This is a genomic window from Paraburkholderia suaedae (assembly GCF_040812055.1).
In the GTDB taxonomy this organism is placed as follows: domain Bacteria; phylum Pseudomonadota; class Gammaproteobacteria; order Burkholderiales; family Burkholderiaceae; genus Paraburkholderia.
On sequence record NZ_JBFOAH010000021.1, the window covers coordinates 1 to 22,462 of the forward strand.

Genomic DNA, 22,462 nt, shown 5'->3' on the forward strand with positions numbered 1-22,462 from the left:
CGATGCGATACAGCAAGCGCTCGAGCGGACCGCCGAAGCGGACCACACGAGAGGTACCCTCCATCACGCGCGTGAGATAACGCGAAACCGGCACGGCGAGTGCAAGCAACACGACCACGTAAACGACCGTTTGCAGGACATTGTTCGAATTCATTCGATGTCCTCCGCGCGCAACAGCGCATAGACGAGGTAAGCGAACAGCAGCGCGGTAGTAGCGCCTGATAGCCATAGAATCCAGGTCATGAGCGTGCTCCCTGGCCACGCCGGAACTGCATCAACTTCTCGCAGCCGGCAATCAAAGCAAAGGTCAGCGCTGCGAATAGCACTATTCCCCCGACGTACACCACATCCATTTTGTGTTCTCCAGTAGCGGACTTTGGATCGGTCGAAGGTTATGCCGATCTGCGTAAAGGCCTGGTCAAAGATGGCAGGGGCGTTATAAAAAATGCGTAAACAAAGAGGGCCGCTCCCGCTGGGTACGGAACGGCCTCATTCCGTGGAGACTGACTTTACGGGTATTTCCCGCAAGCGCGCGGCGGCGCCGCAGGCGCGGGATTTTGATAATGTTGTTACTGCGCTTTGCCCTGTTTCCCGCGACGCGCGCCAGCATGCCACCGCGCGCATGAGGGCCTTACGGGCGGGTCCGGCGAGTTCGCAGCTGGCGCCCGTTCAAGCGATAGTATCCAGCAGATCCAGTAACGCGTCCCCGTCGACAGGCTTTCTGAAGAAGCCGAGTGCGCCTCGCTGCAGATAGAAGTCTTCCGTATGTCCACCTGGTCGCCCCGTGATAATGATGACCGGCGTCGCTGCGTCCGAATGAACCGTTCTGTCGAGCACCTGAATGCCGTCAATGGGCCGCATCCCCAGATCGGTGATAACGCATACGAGGCCCGCATATCCGTCGGCAAAGAAATCCCGTGCAGATTCGTAGGTGCGTGTTCCATACCCGCCAGAGGCCAACAGGTTCCCCAGAGACGCCAGAACGCGTCGGTCATCATCAATCACGGCAACGGTTCGAACCGGAGGCGTGGGCATTTTTTTCCCGGGGTCATCGAGTCCGCACTTCGAACCAGTTTTCGAGCCAAACAACAACACGCCACTCACGCGATGCAAGATCGACGTCAGAGCCCCGCAAGAGGCAAGCGATACGCGAACAAAATCTGCCCCAATCCGATGTTCTTAAATTCCTGCCTGGGCTTCGTCGATATCTCCGTCATACCTGGACTCCACCCTGATTCGACACCTGGCAAATCAGGCACGCGAGCATCGCGAACGCGATAGCAAGCGGTCGCGGTGATACTGACCTTTCGTCCCGCTATTCGGACGCTTTGACCACGCGTCCATGGAATCAACATATAACGTTGGGCCAGGCCACGAAATTACATGTTTATGTAAGCCCGGGCCACGTTCCACTGCCTGCCCCTCGTTACTCATGCCCGCGTACGGCAAGTTGCTCGCCCACCTCGCGAACCGCGGCGCACTGAATCTGCCGGGTCTCCGCGGAGCAGGCTCATGGCCGCTCGGTGGCCTCATGCTCGCAATGGTGCCTGGGTGTTCATGCGCGAGAGCGGACCGTGCGGACGCGGGAGCGCGAGAGAGCGTGCCTCCATCGCATGCACGAGCGGGTAACCGTGCAGATGCAATGGCTTTCGTTCCGGCTACCGAGGTTCCTTCGATGGAGCCCAACATCCACGATTCCGTTCAGAAAACGCTTGTCATTAAGCTTCGTCTCACCTCACGCCATCAGCCACCTTCACGTGGTCGAAGTAGGTCAGTTCGCTCAGCAACTTCCCGAACGTGGTAACTTGCCGCCTGCGCTAGCCGAGAGCGATAACATCTTCTTTCGGAACAGGAATCTGGCGGAAGTCTGCTACCCTCCCCGCTTCACCACCTTTACATCCAACTCGATGGAAACCCCTTTCAATGATCGCGGCGTCTCGGTCACGCACAATGCACTGTCATCGGCCGGCCAGGTTTTCCCGCTGCGCGACGTCGTCGGCGTGCGGGTCGTCACCGTGCACAAGAACAAGGTCCTGCCGCTGGCGATCTCGCTGCTCGGCCTCGTCGGCGCGATTGTCGGCGCGATCTTTCGCTCGCCGGTGGGCATCGTATGCGGTGTGATGCTGATCGTGGTCGGCTGGCTCACCTGGGCCACGCAGGACGTCACTCACCGTCTGATGGTGCAAACAGCCAGTGGTGAACGCGAGGCGTTGATGAGCCTCGATCGCGAATTCGTCGAGCGGGTCAGCGAGGCTGTGCATCAAGCTAAAGCAACCGCCGCTGCACCAGTCGACAAGACCACGCCGATCGGCCGCCCAAGCGACTCCTGAAGACGCTGAACGTACCGACGAAGGTCTGATGTCCGCGCGCAACGCGCGGCTCGCGTGCGCAGCCTTTACACATCTTTGCAATCACACGCGAGTGGCCCTGTAGAGTCGCCGCTCCTGTTATCGCGTGTTCCCTTCGCCAGGCCTGCGCAGGCATTCGCCAGCATGTGACTCTACGCTTGCAGCGCCGCGGGATGCCCGTGTCGTTGCCGCGCGTGGCGTTCACTGCAATGCCTCGTCCAGGGACCGCGCCTTTTGCGAAGCGTGAACCATGTCCCTGTCGTCTCCCGATGCCGCACGCCGGTACGTTCCTCTCCATGGGCGCGCCGCTTTCTGCGCCCGGTCCTCTGCGCATTCCGATGTCCGCCTCCAGGCGGCTTGGCGCCGTCTCATTGCAATAGCGCTGTCTGCGGGCGTCGCGCTCGCCGCACTGTCCGCCTGCTCCACGACGTTCCCCGTGCCCACGCCCCCCGCGCAGAATGCGGCGCTGATCAACGGCGGCAACGACGGTCTGCTGATCCCCCTGCACACCGAGCGCGCCGACCAGGATCACGCGCGCCTCGGCCTGCCCATACAGCTCGATGGCAAATCGCTCTACGTCGCGTTGGACACAGGCACGCAAGGCGTGCGGATTCTGAAGTCGACGCTGCCCGCTGCGGACTACCCCCGCGCCGGCGACGTGACCTCGCTGTCGCTTGCAAACGGCGCCGAAGTGGTCGGCGCGGCAGTGAGCTTGCCGTTCAGCGTGGGCGGCACGAAGCCCGCGCCGATCGCCGCGCAAGCGGTCGATACCGTGCGCTGCCAGCCGACAGCGAAGCGCTGCGTCGCGATGGACGGCTACACGGGTGAGTTCGGCTGGGCGTTTTCGGGCATCGCGGGCATCGGCGCGGAGTTGCCAGGCGAGAACTGCTGCACGCAGCCGCTGCGCGCGTTGCCGGGCAAGCTCGGTCAACGGTATCTGGTGCGCTCGAACGTCGCGAAACCCTACCTCGTGCTGAGTCCGTCGGATGCGCTGACGAACGGTTACACGATGGTGCCGATGGGCGCATCGAAAGACGGTGCAACGCAGTGGCCGAGAGGCTGCGTGCGGGTCGCCGACAAGATGACGTTCTGCGCGCCGCTGGTGTTTGCCACCGGCACCTCCGGCATGATCCGCATCGAAACCGACAAGGCGCCGAACTGGACCGGCGACGACGACGTCGGCAAAACCCTCAACCAAGGCAACTATCAAGCGGCGATCGGCGTGGGATCGTGGGTGCATCGCTACGACAACGCGCAGGTGACCATCGTCAAAGCAATGCCGGACGCGAACCGGATCGTGGTCGGTCTGATGGCGATGCAGAACATCGACGTGCTGTTCGATTTTCAGCGCGGCCAGTTGGGTCTGCGTGCGGCGAACGCCAGCGAAAGCTTCGCGCCGTGACGTTACGCGAGGGCTAACGAAAGCCGTGCGCTCCGGGCAAGGAACCGCACGGCCCTGTCGCTTATCGGACGCTCACACGGCCGGCAAGCGCACGCGCATTGCCCTCAGCTCTGTCCCAGGTTAAGCGGACTCACATGCCAGATATTGCGCGCGTATTCGCCGATCGTGCGGTCCGACGAAAACTGCCCCATGCCCGCGACATTCTCGATCGCGCTTTCGGCCCACGCCCGCTTGTCGACGAAGCGCGCATCCACCTGTTGCTGTGCCTGCGCGAACGCGGCGAAGTCGGCCAGCACCATGTAGTGATCGCCCCAGTCGACCAGCGTGTGGAAAATATCCGAGAAGCGCAACGGATCGTCCGGAGAGAAGAAGCCCGTGCGGATCTGATCGAGCGCCATGCGCAAGTCCGGGTTCTCTTCGTAGACCTGGCGTGGCCGGTAGCCGCTCGCGCGCAGTTTGTCCACCTCGTCGGCAGTATGGCCGAAGATGAAAATGTTCTCGCGGCCCACCGCGTCGCAGATTTCTATGTTGGCGCCGTCCATCGTGCCGATCGTCAATGCGCCGTTCAGCGCGAGCTTCATGTTGCCCGTGCCGGACGCTTCGGTGCCGGCCATCGAAATCTGCTCCGAGAGATCGGCCGCCGGAATGATCATCTCGGCCACGCTCACGCCGTAGTTCGGCACGAACACCACTTTCAGCCGATCGCCGATCAGCGGATCGTGATTGACCTTCTCGCTGACGTCGCCGATCAGCCGGATGATCGTCTTGGCCATCCGGTATGCGGATGCGGCCTTGCCGGCGAACAGCACGACGCGCGGCACCCAGTCGAGCTCGGGGTTTTCGCGAATCTGGTTGTAGCGCACGATAACGTGCAGCAAGTTGAGCAGCTGGCGCTTGTATTCGTGAATACGCTTGACCTGCAGATCGAACAGCGCATCGGGATCGAAGTGCAGCTTGGTGTGCTGCGCGAGGCGCTGCACGAGCCGCAACTTGTTTTGCCGCTTGGCGTCGCGGAACGCGTCGATGAAGCCGCTGTCGGTGCGCAGCTCGCGCAACTGCTCGAGTTCGAACAGATCGGTGCGCCAATGCTTGCCGATGCGCTGATCGATCAGCGACGACAACGATGGGCTCGCCTGCGCAAGCCAGCGGCGCGGCGTGATGCCGTTGGTCACGTTGGTGAAGCGCTCCGGATAGACGCGCGCGAAGTCGGCGAAGATGTCGCGGGTCATCAGTTGCGAATGCAGCTTCGACACGCCATTGACCTTGTGGCTCGCGACGATCGCCAGATACGCCATGCGCACGCGCCGCTGCCCATATTCGTCGACCAGCGAAATGCGGCGGATCATCTCGCCGTCCTGACCGGATTGCTCGCTCACATGCTTGAGAAACTGCGCGTTGATCTCGAAGATGATCTCGAGATGCCGCGGCAACAGTCGCGCGAGCATCTCGACGTCCCACGTTTCGAGCGCTTCGGGCATGAGCGTGTGATTGGTGTACGAGAAGATCTGCGTGACATGTTTCCAGGCCTTGTCCCACGGCAGATGATGTACGTCGACCAGCAAACGCATCAGTTCCGGGATCGCCAGCACAGGGTGCGTGTCGTTCAGATGCACCGCGACCTTTTCGGAGAAACGCCCGAACGTGCTGTGCGTGCGCTGATAGCGGCGGATCAGATCCTGCATCGTCGCGGACACGAAGAAATACTCCTGGCGCAGCCGCAGTTCGCGGCCGGCGGGTGTCGAGTCGTCCGGATACAGCAGCCGCGAGACGTTCTCCGACATGTTCTTCGTATCGACCGCATTGCGGTAGTCGCCCCGATTGAACGCACCGAGGTCGAGTTCATCGGTGGCGCGCGCCGACCATAGCCGCAGCGTGTTGGTGGCATCCGTCGCATAGCCGGGAATCACGGTGTCGTACGCGGTGGCGTTCACATGCTCGGTATCGATCCATTCGACCCGTTCACCCCGCTGCACCGTGCGCCCGCCGAAGTGCACCATATACTTGATCTCCGGCCGCGGAAACTCCCATGGATTGCCGGCGCGCAACCAGTAGTCCGGCGCTTCGACCTGCTCGCCGTTGACGATCTCCTGACGGAACATCCCATATTCGTAGCGGATGCCATAGCCGAAGCCCGGAATGCCGAGCGTCGCCATCGAATCGAGAAAGCAGGCCGCGAGCCGGCCGAGACCGCCGTTGCCGAGCGCTGCGTCCGGCTCGATATTGATCAACATCTCCATGTCGACGCCGAGACTCGCGAGCGCTTCTTTCATCTGGTCGTGAATGCCGAGCGCCAGTAACGCATTCGTAAAAGTACGGCCGATCAGGAATTCCATCGACAGGTAATAGACGCGCTTCACGTCCTGTTCGTATTGCAGGCGCGTGGTTTTCATCCAGCGCGCCACCAGCCGGTCGCGCACGGCGAGCGCCGCCGCATGCAGCCAGTCATGCGGATGCGCGGTGACAGCGTCCTTGCCGACACCGTACATCATGCGGTTGGAAATGGAGCGCCGTAGCGCGTCGACGGTACTGTTGAGCTGGTCGAATTCCAGATCGACGGTTGTCATCGAAGCCTCCGGGGGTAAAAGCGCCGCGGCATACGCGAACCGCTCGGTGACGGACGGGAGGCGCGTGCCGTTCAGGCGGGTTAAAAAAACAGAGTAGGACATTTTACGACTGCCGCACACCAGCAAGCGCGAGCGATGTTCACGCACATGCCATGCCCGCCGCGACGCGCGGATATCGCGGCTTCTCGCCCGGACAGGGTGCAAAACGCTCGTAAGCGGCACTGTGCGTGTGCATCGGGCGGCATGAGAGCGGTCACGGACCGGCTGCAAAGAAGTCAGTGCAGCCGAGCTGCGCCCTGCGCATCCGATCATGCAGGCCGCGATTATTTTTTTCTGGGTGTCGCGTGGATGAGTCGCTCCAACGCTGCGCTATGTGCTTGAATCGGGCACCTCGTCTGCTCAACGCGTTGCGTTGAATGGAGATGTAGGGAGCGCGCGCCGCTCGGTTCGGTGGCGTCGCTTGGGCTTGACCGTTAGTTGCGTCTCAGGCGCTGACATCGGCCTGGCAGCGACGGGATCGCACGAAGCCTGCTAACGCGCGCTCACCGCAGTGCTGCCGGCCTCCCAGCAGAATTCCCGCGTCTCTGCAACAATCGCTAGGTTTCGCCGCGCGCTACTGGCCTTGACCGCTGCACCAGTCGGCGCGCGCTCTCCCCATGCAACCCCGCCGCTTGCACGCCGCGTTTCTCAACCGGCCGCATCGGCGCACAATCCGACGACCCACGCCTTGTCCGATAACCCCAGCGCCGCCGTCACGCAGACCTTCCCGGCGGACAGCCCGATGTCCGCCGCCAACCGCCGCGCGATGGCTGCGATCATGCTCGCCGTCGCGCTCGCCACGCTCGACACTGCGATCGCCAACACCGCGCTGCCTGCCATCGGCACGGATCTGCACGCGGCGCCCGCAGCCTCGGTGTGGATCATCAACGCCTATCAGCTCGCGATGGTGGCGACCCTGCTGCCGCTCGCCGCGCTCGGCGACATCGTCGGGCACCGGCGGATTTATATCGGCGGCATTGCGTTGTTCACGCTGGCCTCGCTCGCGTGCTCGATGGCTTCGACGCTGCCGCTGCTCGCGGCCGCGCGCGTGATGCAAGGCCTCGGCGCGAGCGCGATCATGAGCGTGAACAGCGCGCTGATCCGCTTTCTCTATCCGCCGCACAGACTAGGACGCGGGCTCGGCACCAATGCGCTGGTGGTTGGCGTGTCGTTCGCGGTCGGGCCGACGGTGGCCTCGCTGATCCTGTCGGTTGCCGGGTGGCCCTGGCTGTTCGCGGTCAACGTGCCGCTCGGCCTGCTCGCCTTGGGCTTTGCATGGCCGGCCCTGCCGCACACTGAACGCGGCAAGCATCATTTCGATCCGGTCGCCGCGCTGCTCAATGTGATCACCTTCGCCGCGTTGATTTTCGCGCTCGGTGAGGCAGCGCAGCGCGCGTCGATGCAACTCGTGCTGGGCGCGGCGGCGCTCGCGCTGCTGTTCGGGCTGCTGCTGATCCGCCGCGAAGCGGGCCATCCGTCACCGATGCTGCCTGTCGATCTGTTCAAGCGGCCCGTGTTCGCGCTATCGGCGCTGACCGCGGTGTGCTCGTTCGCCGCGCAGGGGCTCGCGTTCGTCTCGCTGCCGTTTTATTTCGAGGACATCCTGCATCGCAGCCAGGTCGAAACCGGCTTTCTGATGACACCGTGGCCGGTGGTCGTCGCGCTGGCCGCGCCGCTCGCGGGCAGACTGTCGGACCGCTACCCGCCCGGCCTGCTCGGCGCGATCGGGCTTGCGGTGATGTCGGCGGGGATGGCGTCGCTGGCACTGTTGCCGGCGCATCCGCAAGTGCTGGACATCGGCATCCGGATGGCAATCTGCGGCGCGGGCTTCGGCTTTTTTCAGTCGCCGAACCTGAAGGCGCTCATGGCGAGCGCGCCGCCCGAACGCAGCGGCGGCGCAAGCGGCATCGTCGCGACGGCGCGGCTCGTCGGGCAGACCACGGGCGCGGCGCTGGTGGCACTGAGCTTCGGGATAGCGGGCCGGCACGGTCCGACGCTGGCGCTCGGGACGGGCGCGTTCTTCGCCGGCGCGGCGAGCCTCGCGAGCGGACTGCGGCTGCTCGCACCTTCCCATCGTGCGGGTGGACACGTGAAGGCGCCACGGAAATAGAGCGGGCGGGCGCGCAGTGATGACAGCGCGCCCGTTTGTTGGTGAATCGACCGCTGATCAGCGCCGGTCAACGCGCCGCGAAATAGCCCTTCACGGCGGCAATGAACGTATCGATGTCCTCGCGGGATACGTCCGTATGCGTGACGAAGCGCGACGCGTACAGCATTTGCGTGAGAATGCCGCGCTCGTTGAGCCACGCTTCGAGCGGCGCGCAATCGTGCTGCGCAAACTGCGCGAACACCATGTTCGTGGCGACCGACTGAACTTTGACCTGCTCGATCGCGGCGAGACCCGCCGCGAGATGCGCGGCGTTGGCGTGGTCGTCGGCGAGGCGCTCGACGTTGTGATCCAGCGCGTACAGGCAGGCCGCCGCCAGCACGCCGGCCTGGCGCATGCCGCCGCCGAGCACCTTGCGCCAGCGGTGCGCCGCGTCGATCAGCGCCTGGCTGCCGACCAGCACCGAGCCCACCGGCGCGCCGAGTCCCTTGGAAAAACAGATCGACACGGAATCGAACGGCTCGCACAAAGCCGCGACCGGCTTGTCCGACGCGACCGCCGCGTTATAGACGCGCGCGCCGTCCAGGTGCGTCGACAGGCCGCGCTGACGCGCGAGCTGCACCGCCTCGGCCACATAGCCGGCCGGCAGAACCTTGCCGCCGATGGTGTTTTCCAAAGCCAGCAGCCGCGTGCGCGCGAAGTGGTTGTCGATGGGCTTGATCGCCGCGGCAATCTTCTCGAGCGGGATCGAGCCGTCCGCGGCATTTTCGAGCGGCTGCGGCTGAATGCTGCCGAGCACCGCCGCGCCGCCGCCTTCGTACTTGTAGGTGTGCGCGAGCTGGCCGACGATGTACTCGTCGCCACGTGCGCAGTGCGCCATCAGTGCGGCCAGATTGCTTTGCGTGCCGCTCGGAAAGAACAGGCCCGCCTCCTTGCCGGCGCGTTCGGCGACGACGGCCTGTAGACGCAGCACGGTGGGGTCGTCGCCCCAGACGTCGTCGCCCACTTCGGCGGCCGACATGGCCGCGAGCATCGGCGGAGTTGGACGGGTTACGGTGTCGCTGCGCAAATCGATCATTGAGTGTCCCTGTGGGTATCGTGCTGTGTCGTGCTGTGTGGTGCGTCCAAAAATGACGTCCGTGAGTGCCGGTTGGCGCGACGCGCTTGCACTGACGCATGGAGGCGGCGTCGCAGTTCAGTGGAGCATTGTGCTTTTTGACGCGACGTTTGTCATTGGTGCGGCGCACCAATCGGTGCCTCTCGGACAAACGAACTACGACGCAGGGGTGATCGCGTTCAGGCCGGAAATGCGCCGGTCCCATCGACAGTGCCGCACGATCCTTGACCGATCCCGCGGGATTGGAACCCTCGAGCTTGCCGAGGATCACGTTGTTGCGCGCGCGAATGGTGTCGCCGGGAAGTCTTGCTAGCTGGACGAGCGGAGTATTGCCATCGTGGAGTCAACCGTTTTGTAAGCCATATACCGGCGGAGAAGAGGTTTTGACGAGCAGTGAGGGGACTGCCGCGGCCGGTAGCGGCCGAATACATGTGTCCTGCGAACAGGTTGGCAACGCGCGAGCGCACGAAATCGAGTATATATCATCTTGTGATATTAAATCGAATCGGCGCAATGGCTGACGCGCCGGCCCCTTCAGGTACGGACGATGCTACGCCGGTAATGTTCCCACCTCGCCCGCGTTCACGCGGGCTGGGTCCAGACAGGGTGGTTTTGTCTACAGGAGACCGCGGTCATGACGCTAACCAGCTTCTTTCGGGAACCGGCGGAACGCCAGATCGCCAGCCTGCCGGTACCGTGCTCGGTAAGGCTTCCAGACGGTCAGCGCCTCGGCGCCGCGCAACCCCGGCTGTCATTCGACATTCGCGACACGCGCGCACTGCTGCATCTGACGCAAGGCGCAATCGGTCGTCTCGCTGAAGATTACGTGGAAGGTCGTCTGGAGATCGACGGCGATCTTCACGATCTGATGGCGGCCGCCCCTGCGTTGCTCCGTCACGACCCGACCCGGGAAGCAGATGGCTGGCTGGTCAGCCGCGTGCATCGCGCCCGCCGCGCCATCTGGGAGCGCACTCACCATACGCGGACCGCGGACGCCGCGCAGGTCCAGCATCATTACGACGTGTCCGACGACTTCTACGCGCTGTGGCTCGATCCATTGCGCGTGTACTCGTGCGCGTATTTTTCAGCGCCCGGCATGTCGCTCGCGCAGGCCCAGCAAGCCAAGCTCGATCACATCTGCAAAAAGCTGATGCTGCGTTCCGGCGAATCGTTTCTCGATGTAGGCGCCGGTTGGGGCGGCCTGCTGATGTGGGCGGCGGAGCACTACGGCGTGAACGCCACGGGCATCACCCTGTCCAGGAATCAGCACACCTATGTGAACCGGCTCATCGAAGAGCAAGGGCTGCAGGGTCGCGTCCGGATACTGCTGCAGGACTACCGCGATGTCGACGAGTCGATGCCCTTCGACAAGATCGCTTCGGTGGGCATGAGCGAACACGTCGGCCGGCCGAACTTGCCTGGCTATTTCGCGAAGATGCGCCGCCTGCTTCGGCCCGGCGGCCTGATGATGAACCACAGCATTACGGCCGGCCGCCCCGAGACGGCGCAACTGGATGGCGGCATGGGCGACTTCATCGACAAATATATTTTCCCCGGTGGTCAACTGGTGCATGTCAGCGCGGTGATGGCAGCGATGACCCAAGGCAACCTGGAACCCGTGGACGCCGAGTGCCTTCGCCCGCATTACGCGCGCACGCTGTGGCATTGGGCCGATGCCCTCGAGGCTCATCTGGACGAAGCGCGGCGGATACTGGGCGCCAACGCGGAAAAAATCATCCGCGCGTACCGGCTCTATCTGGCGGGCTCGGCGATGGGATTCGAGCGAGGCTGGACCTCGTTGTTCCAGATTCTGGCGTCGCGCCCCGCCGAGATGACGGAACGGCGCGATCACGCTACCGGAGGGCTCGGCGTCGATCACGGCGACTATCCGTTCAATCGCGCCTACATGTATGCACAAACGCACACGCCCACGCAACCTTCGATTGCCCAGCCAATTGACAGCACACGCGCGATCAGTTGACCTGGAGGTCCGCCGCGCGGCGAGCGTTACGTCTGCTATCTCAGCCGGCTAAAGCTGTTCGACCGAGCGGGCATTCTCGCCAGCACGCGGGGCGTCCGCGCTCGTTTCCGGCCCCATGGTCACCAACACGCTGCAAGTGACCCGGTCCAGCAACAGGCCATCGTTTCTGCCGGCCCACCAGCGCGCGAGCCGGCCCGCGTGACGGTGCCCGACGACGATGAGGTCAACCTTGAGATCTCTCGCGAACAACGGGATCTGCTCCAACGGATCGCCGATAGCGAAATGCCCGCGCGCCCACATGCCGCGCGCCGCGAGTTTTTTCAAGCCTTCGTCGAGCACGCTTCTGGCCGACTCGGTAACCAGATCGACAGGGATAGCCGAAGTGATGTCGGCCCCTTGCACCCATGCCGAATTGTTGATCACGGAAAGCACGTGCACCTCCGCGTTCAGATCCTGCGCCAGCGCGGCGCCGTCCTTCAACGCGTGCTGCCCCTCACGTGTTCCGTCGTAGCAGAGAAGAATGCGGTTAAAAGTCGGCATGTCAGGTCTCCCGGTGTTTCGCTTCGCTGCAGTGCAAGAACCCGCTACGCACTGCCCGGATGCGTCGCGCCGGCCGACCGACTCAGCGTCGTCGCCGAGCCGACACACCATCACTTCATTATATGTCACTTCGTGATACATACGGGCCTCAACGCCGGCGCCCGACACCTGTCTTGCGCATCAGCCGGGGAGCGCGACCCGCGCAGTGTGTCGCTGGCGACTTCGCACCCGTGCCTCGCCGCGTGGCCGAGCCGGCGACATGAAAGTGCGATCGCCACGCCTCGCCGAATGGCACGAGCTGTTCACGGTGACGTTCGGCCACTCGCGTGACGCGCTGTTCGCCATGAGGCACAAGATGGACTTCGACTTGCCGCCGATCGCTCGGACTCTGGCGCCTCTCGACGAAGCCCGCCGCCTCGCAGCGCGACACCAGCGTCACGACGCCGTGATGAACGGTCTGCAGGCGCTCGGCCAGCTCCGCGATAGTCGCCCAATGACGTCCCGGCATGCCCTTGATATGCAACAGCATCAGATACTGAACGGGGGTGATGTGCTCCGTGCGCAATATCGCTTCGGAGACGTGCAAAAAACGCCGAAGCTGATAGCGGAATTCGGACAGTCGCTCGAAGTCCGCCTTCGTCAAGGTGTCGCTGTGATGAGCGTTCATGGGTCACCCGATCGAAGTGTGAGCTACTCGCGCGGCGCGCGATCCTGGAGCGCGACCGCATCCTTGCCACGCGTCAGCGAAACGCGCCTGAAGCGCACCCGCTCGCGCTCCTCGTTGAAAATGGACAGCGACGGTTTGACGAGGTCGTGGCGGGACACGATGCCGACCAACTGATAGCCGGACTCGTCGGCCACCACGGGCACACGGTCCAGCGAGCGCGCGGCGAGACGCGCGGCAACGTGCCGGCAGGTTTCGTCGGGCAGTGCGATCTCGGGGCGTTGGTTGGCAAACAGCTCTCCGACTCGCGCGCTCGCGCGGCCCGCCTCGAGCGCGGCACCCAGCATCCGCCGATCCACCATGCCGACAAGCTTCCCGCGGAGCACAACGGGGTAGGCCCGGTGAACCTGATGGGGTCCGAACTCCCGTGACAATGTGTCCGCAACGCTGGCGTCGGCATCGATGGTCTTGACCGTGCGAGTCATCACCTCGTCGACGTGATGACGTTCGAGCGGGTCGATGCCGTATTCGCGGTAGATGTGATAACCGCGCCGCGCGATCTTCTCGGTAAGAATCGACCGACGCATGAAGAGCACCGTAAAGCCATATGAAACGGCGGAAGCGGTCAGCAGCGGCAACAGCGCGTTCGCATCGTGCGTGAGTTCGAATGCGAACACCACCGCCATGATCGGCGCGCGCATCATGCCGCCCAGCGCGGCCGCCATGAAAACCAGCGGCCATACGGCAGGATCGCCGCCGGGCATCAATGGACCGAGCACCGCACCGACGCCCGCTCCCATCATCAGCAACGGAGCGAGAACGCCGCCGGAAGTGCCCGAGCCCAGCGCGATGACCCATATCACCGCTTTGACCAGCACGATGGCCAGCACCGCGCTGACGGCCAGATGATTCATCAGCAGATCGCCGATCACGTCGTAACCGACGCCCAGCGCGCGCGGCTGGAAATAGCCGCCGATGCCGACTGCGAGTCCGCCCAGCGCCGGCCACCACATCCAGTGAAACGGCAGTCGCGCGAACGCGTCTTCCACCTTATAGAGCCCGCTCGACAGCGCCCAGGAAAGCGCGCCGGTGATCAGCCCGGCGAGCGCGCAAGAGGCGAGTCCGAGCGGTCCCAGCGCCAGCGATTGCAGCGGAAAAAGCGGGCCGCTGCCCATCAGCAGCGGTCGCGCAAAGCCGGCGACCGCGCAGGAAACGGCAACCGGCAACAGGCTGCGCGGGCGCAGTTCGAACAGCAGCAATTCCACCGCCAGCAGCACCGCGGCTATGGGCGTACCGAACACCGCCGTCATCCCTGCCACCGCGCCGGCCACCAGCAAGGTCTTGCGCTCGCCGCTCGACAAGTGAAAGTACTGCGCGATCAGCGAACCGATTGCGCCACCCGTCATGATGATCGGACCTTCGGCACCGAACGGGCCGCCACTGCCGATCGCGATCGCCGATGCGAGCGGCTTGAGTACCGCGACAGTGGGCGACATCTTGCTTTTGCCGAATAGAATCGCCTCGATGGCTTCCGGAATACCGTGCCCGCGGATCTGCTCGGAACCGAAGCGCGCAATCAATCCGACGATCACTCCACCGATCACGGGCACGACGACAACCCCCAGCCCGAGTCTGTTGTCCGCAGGCGAATTGCCGGCGATCGATATTGTCTGAAAGAAGAACAGGTTGGTGAAGAAGCGGATTAGATGCAGCAGAAAATCCGCCGCGAAAGTACTGAGAATGCCTAGAACAGCGGCGATGGCCGTGATTCGCAGGAGTCGGGTATCGGTGGCGAAATCGCCCTTTGACGCATGTGTGTGCACGATGGCTCCTGACCGTCGAGTGGAAACGCGAAGATGCGGGCAAAACGCTGCCGCATCCTCGCCCCGACATATTGCATCATTTTGTGATGTAAAGTGCGACCGCCCACCAGGCCTGCGAGCGCAGCGGTGTAGAAACAACAGAGCGCGCACGCATCTGTCCGAATAGTTCAATTAGATCATAGCGTGATATATACTCCCGAGTAAGCGGGCTGATAAACAACTCATAGTGGAGACCGGTCATGACGGACTTTCTGGTTCAGCTTGCACCTTTGCACTGTTGCTGCTTCTGATCGTCGCTCAGGAGCGCCGCGCGAATCTGCGTGAGCGGCTTCTTGCCTCCAGTGTGCGTCGCCGTTGGTGGAATCGTCCGCGCAACGGGCATTGAGGACATTGCAGCCTGCGGATCACCCTGGGGCGCTCGCAGTGGTATGCGCACCCTGCTTATGCTTGCGGCCAGAGAAAGAAGATGTGCGCGCCGTTTGCGTCGGCGGGCATGCTGTCCGTCGGACGCCGCGTGTGCCACCTCTGCCTCGCCGAGCAGCACTCGTTCGGCCATCTCACCAGAAGCAATGGACCACTCGACAACATGTCGAGCATGGTCGCCCCGTACACGCCGACAACGGTAACTGGCACGTCGCCGAAGTACGCAGGGGGTGGCCGCGAAGGCATCACGGCAAGTTGGGCAAGCCGTAGTGGGTTGCGCACTGCAGTGTGCGCCCAAGCGCTCATCGCGCCGCCCTGTTCGGCGTAGAGTTCGGGTGCGCGCGCCGCGGCGCTATAGTGGATAAGCGGAATCACGCAGGCCGCGAACAGGCCCGCCCAACGCCGCCGCGAGAGATGACGTTTCATCCGTCGATGCTTTGACGGATCGAGCGGGCTCCGTCTATCCTCCGCCGACCCGGACATCTAGAGGCCCCAGATGATATCCGCATCACTGTCGCGCGCCGCGCGCATCATGTCCAGAAAAGGCCATGCGCGTTGAGACAAGCGGTTGCGCGATTCGCGGCGGTTGCTGGATGAACAATGCACGCCTTCGACGGTGGCTGCCGCCGCCGCATCCTCGGAAATCGCGGCTTCGAGCCGGCCAATCGCCCTGGGAAGTTCGTCATGCCCGATGACGCCACGGTCTTCCAGACGCTTGCCGATCAAGCCAAGCAGATATTGAGCAAGGTCCCGGAGCATCACGACATCCGGCGATGCCGGCGATTGAAAAGTAATGAGCATGATGCCTCCTCCGGAAGAACGCGGGACAGGCAACTCGTCGATCGGACTCGTCTGCATGCTGATCGCGCGAAGCCTCACGCGTCATCGCATTCTCGTGGATCCTCTGTCGTCATTTTATGTCACAACGTGACTAAATGAAATGTAGCGTCCCCTTTTGCGCGTTGCGGCGCGCGTCCCGTGCGATGGCCCACATGCCGATTTTATATCACATTGAAATATAATCATGACCACACGGTATTCGCGTTATCAAGGTTTTCCCGCTAAGGTGCGCTCCCTTGCCGTGCACTTTGCTCCTTCTATCTTGTCCCGTTCCCTTGCTCTGCGCTGGCTCGCCAGCTTCGTTCCCGTACCGGTTACCGTGAAATGGCAGGAGCGGGCGCACTCATGTCTGGGTGCGCTGCTCGGCATCGCCTTCACTGGCGGCTCGATGTTCGTGCTGCTCGGACCGGCGGCGAACATTCCGCTGCTGGTCGCACCCATGGGCGCTTCGGCGGTCCTCCTGTTCGCCGTGCCCGCGAGCCCGCTGGCGCAGCCCTGGTCGATCGTCGGCGGCAATCTGGTGTCCGCGACAATCGGCGTGACGTGTGCCAGCTTGATCCCCGACCCAACCCTCGCGGCCGCGTTCGCGGTCGCATCGTCGATCTGCGGCATGTTCGCGCTTCGCTGCGTGCATCCCCCTTCGGGCGCGGTGGCACTGACCGCGGTGCTGGGCGGGCCCGCCATCCATGCGCTCGGCTACCGGTTCGTGCTGGAACCCATCGCGCTGCAGTCGGCCGCGCTGCTTGCCGCGGCGCTCGCCTATCACGCGGCGACGGGCCACCGCTACCCGCACAGCAGCGGCCTGGCGCGCGCCACAACCGGCAATGCGGCCGACGACGCGTCGCGCGCAGGCTTTACGCGCGCTGACCTCGAAGCGGTTTTGAAGCGTCGCAGCGAGATGCTGGACATCGACCCGGACGACCTCGAATCGCTGCTGCGCGAAACGCAGCTTCAGGCCTTCTCGCGCAGCTTCGACGAACTGACCTGCGCCGACATCATGTCCCGCCGCGTGATTTCGGTGGCGGCGAGCACGCGGGCAACGGTCGCGTGGGGGCTGCTCAAGCGCAACAAGGTAAAGGCGCTCCCGGTCACGGACGCCGAGCGGAATCTGATTACCATCGTGACGCGGACCGACCTCGTCGATAAGCAGGTTTTCGGCCAGTTCCTGCCGTTCGCCACCCGCCTGGACGGCTGGCTGCGCGGCAGCGCGGCGCGCGCGCCGACCGTCGGCAGCGTGATGAATACCGAGGTTCGCACCACGCGCGCCACAGCGCCGATCACCGACCTCGTGCCGCTCTTCGCGCATCACGGCCATCACCACATTCCGGTGCTGGACGCAGCAGGGCACCTGGCCGGCATGATCACGCAGGTGGACCTGATCGCCGGTCTCTATCGGCAAACCATGCTCAAAGCGCAAAAAGCGGCCTAGCGACGCCCGCTTTGCCCCCAAGGCGAGACCGGCAATTACATCATTATGTGATATGTTCGTCGTTTATTCCCGTTAGCAGGTATCCAATGAAAGTACGGACTCGTGGACTGACCAAAGCCGACTTCGAGCAACTTTCGGAGTTTCGCTACCAGATGCGGCGCTTCGAACGGTTCTCCGAGCAGGCCGCGCAGAGCGAAGGCATCACGCCGTTGCAGTATCTGCTGCTGCTGCACATCAAGGGCTATCCGGAGCGCGACTGGGCCACCGTTGGTGAACTGGCCGAGCGGCTTCAGTCGCAGCATCACGGCGTCGTCGCGCTGGTGTCGCGCTGCGAAGCGCTCAATCTCGTGCGCCGCCAGGTCAGCGAAACCGATCGCCGCCAGGTCGAAGTCCACCTTGAAAAAGCCGGCGAGCGAGTGCTCGCGCGACTGGCGCAATTGCACCGCGCCGAATTGAAATCGCTCGAGGGCGCTTTCCAGATTCCACAAATCGACTTCGACTAAGCTTGAGCATGACTTCACATAAGCGTGACTTTTCGGCCAACGCCCGGCTGCCCGGCATCTTTGCGCTGGCGGCGTGCATCGGGGTAGTCAGCACGCTTGCCGCGTTCGCATTGCTGAACCTGATCCGCCTGTTTACCAATCTGTTCTTCTTCGGCGCACTGTCGTTTGCGGACCGTTCGGCCGCCGGCAATACGCTCGGCGTTCGGCGCGGAAGGCCCGATCGTCATGACCCGCCGTCAATCGGCAAGCGGCGCTTCGCGCCGGCTGGCAGGACCGGCTGATACAAAGATAGCGTCGTGGTGGCAGAAGCCGTTGCACTTTCGCCTCGCCTCTTTTGCGCGGCGCGCGCTATTTGCCCGCGCCGCGTTCGATCGCGCAACTGAGCACGAGTGTGTCGCCGCGGCCGGCTTCGGGGCTGAGCGCGGCGGTATGAAAGTCCACGGAACCGCAACGCCATTCGGCAATAAACCCGTTTTTGCATTTCCCTGCCGGCCGACTCGTGAGCGGGACGCGCGGCGTGTACCCGCAGGTCATCAGGCCATTGCACTGGCGCGCGAAGTCTCGCGTCTGGTTGCCGTGCGGCGCTCCACAGTTCAGGCCGTAACTGCCTGATACGATGCGGATCGTTCGCTCTTGCCCCGGCGAAGCTTGTGCATTAGCCGCGAGAACGAAGAGCGCCAACATCGTCGAGACGCGGCGAATGCTTTGACAACGAGGAGCCGTTCTTGCACTCCGATAAGCAGGCGCTTCAGTCACCGTGCCTCCTTCCAAACACGCAGCGATAGCAAGTCTCCAGCGCATAACCGCGCCAACCCGCTAACGTCAGCCGCTGCCGTCCTGCTCGCCAGCGATGTGCGCCAGCACGCTGGCGACCACCCGATCGCACTGCGCGCCGCCAAACTCGAACAGATCCCGCTCGATCAGGTCTGCTTCCTGCACCAGCGCTTCGCGCAACAGATTCCTCGCGCGAAAATGCCGGCTGCGCACGGTGGCCTCCGGAATCGCGAGACATTCAGCGGTTTCCTCGATGCTCATTTCCTCAACCGAACGCAGCACGAAGACGACACGGAAAACATCGGGCAGCTCGTCGAGCTTGCGTTCCAGCAACGCACGCAATTGCGTGCGCGCGGCCGCCTTGTCCGGCGAATTCGAATCGTCTGCGTTCATGGCGTCGATATCGACATGAGTACCCGGGTCCACCATTGGAATCACATTCTGGCGCCGTGTCTCCCGGCGCAACCGGGCAAAGCATTCGTTGAGCACCAGCCGGGACAGCCAGGTGAGCAGCGCGGAGTCGCCGCGGAACTGGCCAATCGATCGATACGCGCGCAGATACGCTTCCTGTAGCGCGTCTTCCGCTTCGGCGTCGTTGTGCAGCGTAGCGCGCGCGAGACGATACAGGCGCCGGTTGTGCCGGCGCATCAGCAGTTCGAACGCGCTCCGGTCTCCGGCAACCACGCGCCGCGCGATCGACAGATCATCGAGCGTTGCAGGTGCCGGCTGTGGCATTGCGCCGTGCGTCATGACGCGCTCGTCGGGTTGTGTCACCGGACATTCAGTGTGCCGTGCATCGTCGGATGGAAGGTGCATAGATAAGGATAGCTCCCAGCTCTGCCGGCGACAAAACGCCACGACGCGTTCGGCGCAATGCTGCCCGAATCGAACGCCTTCGAGGTCGACGTCGCCGTGTGGGCGAACAGGTCCTTGTTGACCCACTCGACGCGATCGCCCCGTTTGACCGTCAGCGTAGGCGGATCAAAACGCATCTGGTCGATGACTATCCGGTGCGTGAGCGGCTCGGCGCGCGCATGGACGGCCAGCAGCATCCCAAGGGCCGCACAGAGCGCAACGGCCAGCGAGTAGCGGCGCGTGCGCACGTTACTGCCGGCGATCGCACTCACGCGGCTGCGGATGTCAACCATTGCTCTTGCCCAGCTCCGCCTGCAGATGCTTCGCATGGTCCAGATGCGCGACAAAGGCCGGCCGTACCTTGACCAGAAGCGCTTTCAGGTCTTCGTTTTTCGCACTGGGGATCAAGGTTTTGTCGAGCGCATCGAGCACGCTCTCGTGATAGGCCACCTCGTGATCGATATACGTCCGATCGAAAGCCATGCCGTCGAGTGTCTTAAGCTTGGCGAGGTTTTCATCGCCACCCTGCTTCAGGCTTTGACTCGTCGCGTTGGGCTCCGGCGTGACGTGCAGCTTATGTACGAGATCGGTGGCGGCCTTGTTCACGCCGCTGTGGTCGGTGATCATTTGCTGCGCAAACGCTTTGACGTCCTTCGAGTGGGTCTTCGACTCCGCCAGCTTGCCCGCGTCGATATCGACCAGATTGGCGGTGACCACGATCGCCGCGATCTGAGGATCGGTGGGGCCGCCGCTTTGTGCGTAGCCGGCGAAGCTGGCAAACGTCAGTGTCCCGACCAATGCAACGATGATCCGTTTCATGACAAGTCTCCCGGTTTGTCGTAGACGGACGCACGGCCGCGCCGACGCGGTCCAGATCCCATCGATCCGTCACGACCGTTGATATGGACTTAGATGTCACCGGGAAGAGCCCTGTTTCCGCTCGCGGCATCGGTCGACGCGAGTTCGCGGAAATACGAATGGCTGTGGGCTAGCCGTCCGCAGGGGCTCGGGTCGCGGACGTTATTGGCGCTGACCGGATGTTCGCGGGTCCGGCGGATTCATTCGCAGCTTACCCGCCGCGACCCGTACGCGAGCAGACTCAGCCGCCCGTCTTCGGCAGCCACGCGAGCGGGTCGACCGGCTGGCCGCTCTGGCGGACCTCGAACTGGATGGAGCCCACGCCGTGGCTGTCCACGCCGACCTCGCCGATGGTTTGTCCTTGCGCGACGGCGTCGCCTTCCTGCACGAGCAGCGCGCTGTTCTGGCCGTAAGCGGTGATCAGCGAGTCATCGTGCTTGATGATGATGAGCGGGCCATACGCTTCGATGCCGGTGCCCGCGTAGACGACGCGGCCGGTTGCCGCCGCCTTGACCGGATCGCCTGGGCGGCCGCCGATCACGATGCCGTTCGACTTGCCGGGCGCGAACGCTCTGAGGATGGGGCCGCGCAACGGCCATTGCAGCACGCCCTGCTGTGGGCCCGCCGATGCCGTCGGCGCAGTGGGCGCGGCGCCGGGGGCGCCGGGCGCGCCAGGCGCGACGTTGACCGGAGGCGTCACCAGGCTGCCGGAGGCCATCGGGGGAGACACGCGCAGCACCTGACCGGGATTGACGGGCGAGTTGACCGCGAGGCCGTTCCACGCGGCGATTTCCTGCGGCTTGCGGCCATACGCGGAGGCGACGCCAGCGAGGGTGTCGCCCGGATTGACCCGATAGAACCCGGCGGGAACCGGGACCGTACTGAGAGTAGTCGGGCTGGACGGCGCATTGCTGTAGAAGGGCGTGCTCTGCCAGGGCATCGTCGTGCAGCCGCTGAACATCACGCCGAGCGCGGCCGCTGTTACAAGCCGCGTCCCCGTCAACTGCCATCGTCTTGTCATGTGTTTGTCCTCGACACTTGTTTCGATCGAATTCACTCGGCGCCCACGCATTCTCCGTGCCACGGGTCCTGCGGGCGCCGTCGCGGGGGCGGTATTGGCGTGCCGCATTACGCCGCGATGCGCGCCAGCGCCTATGCGGGCACGGCATCGAAGCGAGGCACGCCGCTCACACGCTGCCTTCGGCTTCGACCACCAGTATGCGGGCCGCGCCGATCGGATGAGCCACATGCTCCGTGCCCACCGACGCATAGAACACGTCGCCCGTTTCGAGAACCGTCGACCGTTCGACGCCGGCCTCCCGATAGCGCATCTCGACTCGCCCATCGAGCACCGCGAACACTTCCTCGCCGTCGTTGATGTGCCACTGGTACGGCTGATCGGTCCAATGCAAACGCGTGGTGATGCCGCCCATGTTGGCGATCTCCAGCGCGCCCCAGGCACGCGTCGCGGTAAAGGTCTTGCTGCGAATGATCTTCATGATGAAAGGCAGTGGGGAACCATGGCGCTGCGCGGCCAGTTCGCACCGCGAGCGGGCCGCGCCAACGAGAATGCCCGGCAATCCAGCTGGCCCCATTATAGGACCGACGGGCCGCGAGGCCTCTCAAAGGCCAGCGACACGAATTGGTGTGAGCATTGAAACCACTTGGCGCTAGCCTATACTCAGGCATGCTGCGCGGAACACAGAGTTCGAAAGCGCGTCCCCAAACGCTGAATCCTGCGAGGAGTTGGGCATGAACAAAGCCACCTTTCTGGCCGTGCAACTCAATGTCGACGACGTTGCGGCGTCGCCCGGCCTCGTCGAGTTGCTGAACACGCACCTCGTTTTCGCTGCCGACGTGGCCGAAGCCGCCGACGCGCTCGTGCAACTGGCCAGCATCGCGGGGCTGTCGAGCGGTGTCGAGGCGAGCGTCGAGATACCCGCGCTGGCCATCGAGCGCTTGCGCGAAGCGCTGGACAACCTGAGCGGTTATGACGAATCGTGGCTGCTCGCGCTGGAACCCAGCCGCGAGTTGTTCGATGACATCGGCCGACGGCACCGCACCCTGCACTAGCCGTCACGCTTGCGATTCAACGCGGCGCTGGCGCCGTAAACGACGAAACGCCATCCGCAAAACCGGATGGCGTTTTTTCTTGCTTCGCGCCTGGTCAACCAGGCGGCGCTTTCGGCAGGGCC

The 22,462-nt window shown here is 63.7% G+C and carries 21 protein-coding genes and 4 pseudogenes; 8 read left to right on the plus strand and 17 right to left on the minus strand.

Translation table 11 applies throughout. The features are described 5' to 3' along the window. Positions 1-150: 150 nt before the first annotated feature. From kdpF to ABQJ48_RS25055, 4 genes and pseudogenes are all read right to left on the minus strand, one after another. Positions 151-243: a K(+)-transporting ATPase subunit F gene (kdpF, locus tag ABQJ48_RS25040; RefSeq protein ID WP_367840657.1), complete on the minus strand. Its 93-nt coding sequence runs from the start codon at positions 241-243 to the stop codon at positions 151-153. Beyond that, the gene (locus ABQJ48_RS25045) at positions 240-353 is read right to left on the minus strand and encodes a potassium ABC transporter ATPase (protein WP_090688089.1); all 114 of its coding nucleotides are present in this window, start codon (positions 351-353) and stop codon (positions 240-242) included. Before ABQJ48_RS25045 ends, kdpF begins: the two co-directional genes overlap by 4 nt. 316 nt (positions 354-669) lie before the next feature. After that, complete coding sequence (locus tag ABQJ48_RS25050; RefSeq protein ID WP_367840779.1) at positions 670-1,005, minus strand: response regulator; 336 nt, start codon at positions 1,003-1,005, stop codon at positions 670-672. 78 nt (positions 1,006-1,083) lie between these two features. Further along, positions 1,084-1,217: pseudogene (locus tag ABQJ48_RS25055) on the minus strand (succinate dehydrogenase, cytochrome b556 subunit); the annotation flags it as partial. A 690-nt stretch (positions 1,218-1,907) separates the two neighbouring features. Here ABQJ48_RS25055 and ABQJ48_RS25060 point away from each other — a divergent pair. Further along, the gene (locus ABQJ48_RS25060) at positions 1,908-2,330 is read left to right on the plus strand and encodes a DUF6232 family protein (RefSeq protein WP_367840780.1); all 423 of its coding nucleotides are present in this window, start codon (positions 1,908-1,910) and stop codon (positions 2,328-2,330) included. A gap of 454 nt (positions 2,331-2,784) precedes the next feature. Next, a complete protein-coding gene (locus ABQJ48_RS25065; protein ID WP_473094179.1) occupies positions 2,785-3,750 on the plus strand; it encodes a hypothetical protein in 966 nt (321 codons plus the stop codon). 104 nt (positions 3,751-3,854) lie between these two features. On the opposite strand, the gene ABQJ48_RS25070 is transcribed toward ABQJ48_RS25065, so the two are convergent. After that, a complete protein-coding gene (locus tag ABQJ48_RS25070) occupies positions 3,855-6,314 on the minus strand; it encodes a glycogen/starch/alpha-glucan phosphorylase (protein ID WP_367840659.1) in 2,460 nt (819 codons plus the stop codon). A gap of 781 nt (positions 6,315-7,095) precedes the next feature. On the opposite strand from ABQJ48_RS25070, the gene ABQJ48_RS25075 reads away from it, so the two are divergent. Next, positions 7,096-8,463: an MFS transporter gene (locus ABQJ48_RS25075; RefSeq protein WP_367840781.1), complete on the plus strand. Its 1,368-nt coding sequence runs from the start codon at positions 7,096-7,098 to the stop codon at positions 8,461-8,463. 67 nt (positions 8,464-8,530) lie between these two features. Here ABQJ48_RS25075 and ltaE read toward each other — a convergent pair whose 3' ends face one another. Together ltaE and ABQJ48_RS25085 are read right to left on the minus strand one after the other, a co-directional pair. Continuing rightward, positions 8,531-9,538, minus strand: a complete 1,008-nt coding sequence (gene ltaE, locus ABQJ48_RS25080) for a low-specificity L-threonine aldolase (RefSeq protein ID WP_367840660.1) — start codon at positions 9,536-9,538, stop codon at positions 8,531-8,533. Positions 9,539-9,779: 241 nt separating this feature from the next. Next, positions 9,780-9,940: pseudogene (locus ABQJ48_RS25085) on the minus strand (cysteine synthase B); the annotation flags it as partial. A 271-nt stretch (positions 9,941-10,211) separates the two neighbouring features. On the opposite strand from ABQJ48_RS25085, the gene ABQJ48_RS25090 reads away from it, so the two are divergent. Next, positions 10,212-11,558: a class I SAM-dependent methyltransferase gene (locus ABQJ48_RS25090; protein WP_367840661.1), complete on the plus strand. Its 1,347-nt coding sequence runs from the start codon at positions 10,212-10,214 to the stop codon at positions 11,556-11,558. A gap of 48 nt (positions 11,559-11,606) precedes the next feature. Here ABQJ48_RS25090 and ABQJ48_RS25095 read toward each other — a convergent pair whose 3' ends face one another. From ABQJ48_RS25095 to ABQJ48_RS25115, 5 genes and pseudogenes are all read right to left on the minus strand, one after another. Further along, the gene (locus ABQJ48_RS25095; protein WP_367840662.1) at positions 11,607-12,098 is read right to left on the minus strand and encodes a universal stress protein; all 492 of its coding nucleotides are present in this window, start codon (positions 12,096-12,098) and stop codon (positions 11,607-11,609) included. A 292-nt stretch (positions 12,099-12,390) separates the two neighbouring features. Continuing rightward, positions 12,391-12,765 (minus strand): annotated as a pseudogene (locus ABQJ48_RS25100) (MarR family winged helix-turn-helix transcriptional regulator); the annotation flags it as partial. A 23-nt stretch (positions 12,766-12,788) separates the two neighbouring features. After that, the gene (locus tag ABQJ48_RS25105; RefSeq protein WP_367840663.1) at positions 12,789-14,585 is read right to left on the minus strand and encodes a chloride channel protein; all 1,797 of its coding nucleotides are present in this window, start codon (positions 14,583-14,585) and stop codon (positions 12,789-12,791) included. A gap of 441 nt (positions 14,586-15,026) precedes the next feature. Further along, entirely contained in the window at positions 15,027-15,434 is a 408-nt protein-coding gene (locus ABQJ48_RS25110; protein ID WP_367840664.1) for a hypothetical protein, read from the minus strand. Positions 15,435-15,491: 57 nt separating this feature from the next. Then, positions 15,492-15,809 carry a DUF1840 domain-containing protein gene (locus ABQJ48_RS25115; RefSeq protein ID WP_367840665.1) on the minus strand — a complete coding sequence of 106 codons (318 nt, stop codon included), beginning with the start codon at positions 15,807-15,809 and terminating at the stop codon, positions 15,492-15,494. Positions 15,810-16,110: 301 nt separating this feature from the next. Here ABQJ48_RS25115 and ABQJ48_RS25120 point away from each other — a divergent pair, with 301 nt between their 5' ends. The 3 genes and pseudogenes from ABQJ48_RS25120 to ABQJ48_RS25130 form a co-directional block, all read left to right on the plus strand. Next, positions 16,111-17,277: an HPP family protein gene (locus ABQJ48_RS25120; RefSeq protein WP_367840782.1), complete on the plus strand. Its 1,167-nt coding sequence runs from the start codon at positions 16,111-16,113 to the stop codon at positions 17,275-17,277. 86 nt (positions 17,278-17,363) lie between these two features. After that, complete coding sequence (locus ABQJ48_RS25125) at positions 17,364-17,780, plus strand: MarR family winged helix-turn-helix transcriptional regulator (RefSeq protein WP_367840666.1); 417 nt, start codon at positions 17,364-17,366, stop codon at positions 17,778-17,780. Positions 17,781-17,782: 2 nt separating this feature from the next. Then, positions 17,783-17,983 (plus strand): annotated as a pseudogene (locus ABQJ48_RS25130) (chloride channel protein); the annotation flags it as partial. Between the two features lie 619 nt (positions 17,984-18,602). On the opposite strand, the gene ABQJ48_RS25135 reads toward ABQJ48_RS25130, so the two are convergent. From ABQJ48_RS25135 to ABQJ48_RS25155, 5 genes are all read right to left on the minus strand, one after another. Next, positions 18,603-19,304: an RNA polymerase sigma factor gene (locus tag ABQJ48_RS25135; protein WP_473094186.1), complete on the minus strand. Its 702-nt coding sequence runs from the start codon at positions 19,302-19,304 to the stop codon at positions 18,603-18,605. Between the two features lie 20 nt (positions 19,305-19,324). Beyond that, the gene (locus tag ABQJ48_RS25140) at positions 19,325-19,702 is read right to left on the minus strand and encodes a cupredoxin domain-containing protein (RefSeq protein WP_367840667.1); all 378 of its coding nucleotides are present in this window, start codon (positions 19,700-19,702) and stop codon (positions 19,325-19,327) included. Continuing rightward, a complete protein-coding gene (locus ABQJ48_RS25145; RefSeq protein WP_367840668.1) occupies positions 19,695-20,228 on the minus strand; it encodes a DUF4142 domain-containing protein in 534 nt (177 codons plus the stop codon). Before ABQJ48_RS25145 ends, ABQJ48_RS25140 begins: the two co-directional genes overlap by 8 nt. A gap of 280 nt (positions 20,229-20,508) precedes the next feature. Then, positions 20,509-21,288 carry a peptidoglycan DD-metalloendopeptidase family protein gene (locus ABQJ48_RS25150; protein ID WP_367840669.1) on the minus strand — a complete coding sequence of 260 codons (780 nt, stop codon included), beginning with the start codon at positions 21,286-21,288 and terminating at the stop codon, positions 20,509-20,511. Positions 21,289-21,454: 166 nt separating this feature from the next. Continuing rightward, complete coding sequence (locus tag ABQJ48_RS25155) at positions 21,455-21,766, minus strand: cupin domain-containing protein (protein WP_367840670.1); 312 nt, start codon at positions 21,764-21,766, stop codon at positions 21,455-21,457. 253 nt (positions 21,767-22,019) lie between these two features. Between ABQJ48_RS25155 and ABQJ48_RS25160 the strand changes: the two genes are divergently transcribed. Continuing rightward, positions 22,020-22,340, plus strand: coding sequence for a hypothetical protein (locus ABQJ48_RS25160; protein ID WP_367840671.1), 321 nt, complete (start codon positions 22,020-22,022; stop codon positions 22,338-22,340). Positions 22,341-22,462 lie beyond the last annotated feature (122 nt).

Excerpts from the sequence above, each read along its gene's own strand:
- ABQJ48_RS25160 (WP_367840671.1), top strand. The coding sequence starts at position 22,020 with ATGAACAAAGCCACCTTTCTGGCCGTGCAACTCAATGTCGACGACGTT.
- ABQJ48_RS25135 (WP_473094186.1), bottom strand. The coding sequence starts at position 19,304 with ATGACGCACGGCGCAATGCCACAGCCGGCACCTGCAACGCTCGATGAT.
- ABQJ48_RS25095 (WP_367840662.1), bottom strand. The coding sequence starts at position 12,098 with ATGCCGACTTTTAACCGCATTCTTCTCTGCTACGACGGAACACGTGAG.
- ABQJ48_RS25075 (WP_367840781.1), top strand. The coding sequence starts at position 7,096 with ATGTCCGCCGCCAACCGCCGCGCGATGGCTGCGATCATGCTCGCCGTC.
- ABQJ48_RS25060 (WP_367840780.1), top strand. The coding sequence starts at position 1,908 with ATGGAAACCCCTTTCAATGATCGCGGCGTCTCGGTCACGCACAATGCA.
- ABQJ48_RS25090 (WP_367840661.1), top strand. The coding sequence starts at position 10,212 with ATGACGCTAACCAGCTTCTTTCGGGAACCGGCGGAACGCCAGATCGCC.
- ABQJ48_RS25140 (WP_367840667.1), bottom strand. The coding sequence starts at position 19,702 with ATGGTTGACATCCGCAGCCGCGTGAGTGCGATCGCCGGCAGTAACGTG.
- ltaE (WP_367840660.1), bottom strand. The coding sequence starts at position 9,538 with ATGATCGATTTGCGCAGCGACACCGTAACCCGTCCAACTCCGCCGATG.
- ABQJ48_RS25110 (WP_367840664.1), bottom strand. The coding sequence starts at position 15,434 with ATGAAACGTCATCTCTCGCGGCGGCGTTGGGCGGGCCTGTTCGCGGCC.
- ABQJ48_RS25115 (WP_367840665.1), bottom strand. The coding sequence starts at position 15,809 with ATGCTCATTACTTTTCAATCGCCGGCATCGCCGGATGTCGTGATGCTC.
- ABQJ48_RS25155 (WP_367840670.1), bottom strand. The coding sequence starts at position 21,766 with ATGAAGATCATTCGCAGCAAGACCTTTACCGCGACGCGTGCCTGGGGC.
- ABQJ48_RS25150 (WP_367840669.1), bottom strand. The coding sequence starts at position 21,288 with ATGACAAGACGATGGCAGTTGACGGGGACGCGGCTTGTAACAGCGGCC.
- ABQJ48_RS25145 (WP_367840668.1), bottom strand. The coding sequence starts at position 20,228 with ATGAAACGGATCATCGTTGCATTGGTCGGGACACTGACGTTTGCCAGC.
- ABQJ48_RS25070 (WP_367840659.1), bottom strand. The coding sequence starts at position 6,314 with ATGACAACCGTCGATCTGGAATTCGACCAGCTCAACAGTACCGTCGAC.
- kdpF (WP_367840657.1), bottom strand. The coding sequence starts at position 243 with ATGACCTGGATTCTATGGCTATCAGGCGCTACTACCGCGCTGCTGTTC.
- ABQJ48_RS25045 (WP_090688089.1), bottom strand. The coding sequence starts at position 353 with ATGGATGTGGTGTACGTCGGGGGAATAGTGCTATTCGCAGCGCTGACC.
- ABQJ48_RS25125 (WP_367840666.1), top strand. The coding sequence starts at position 17,364 with ATGAAAGTACGGACTCGTGGACTGACCAAAGCCGACTTCGAGCAACTT.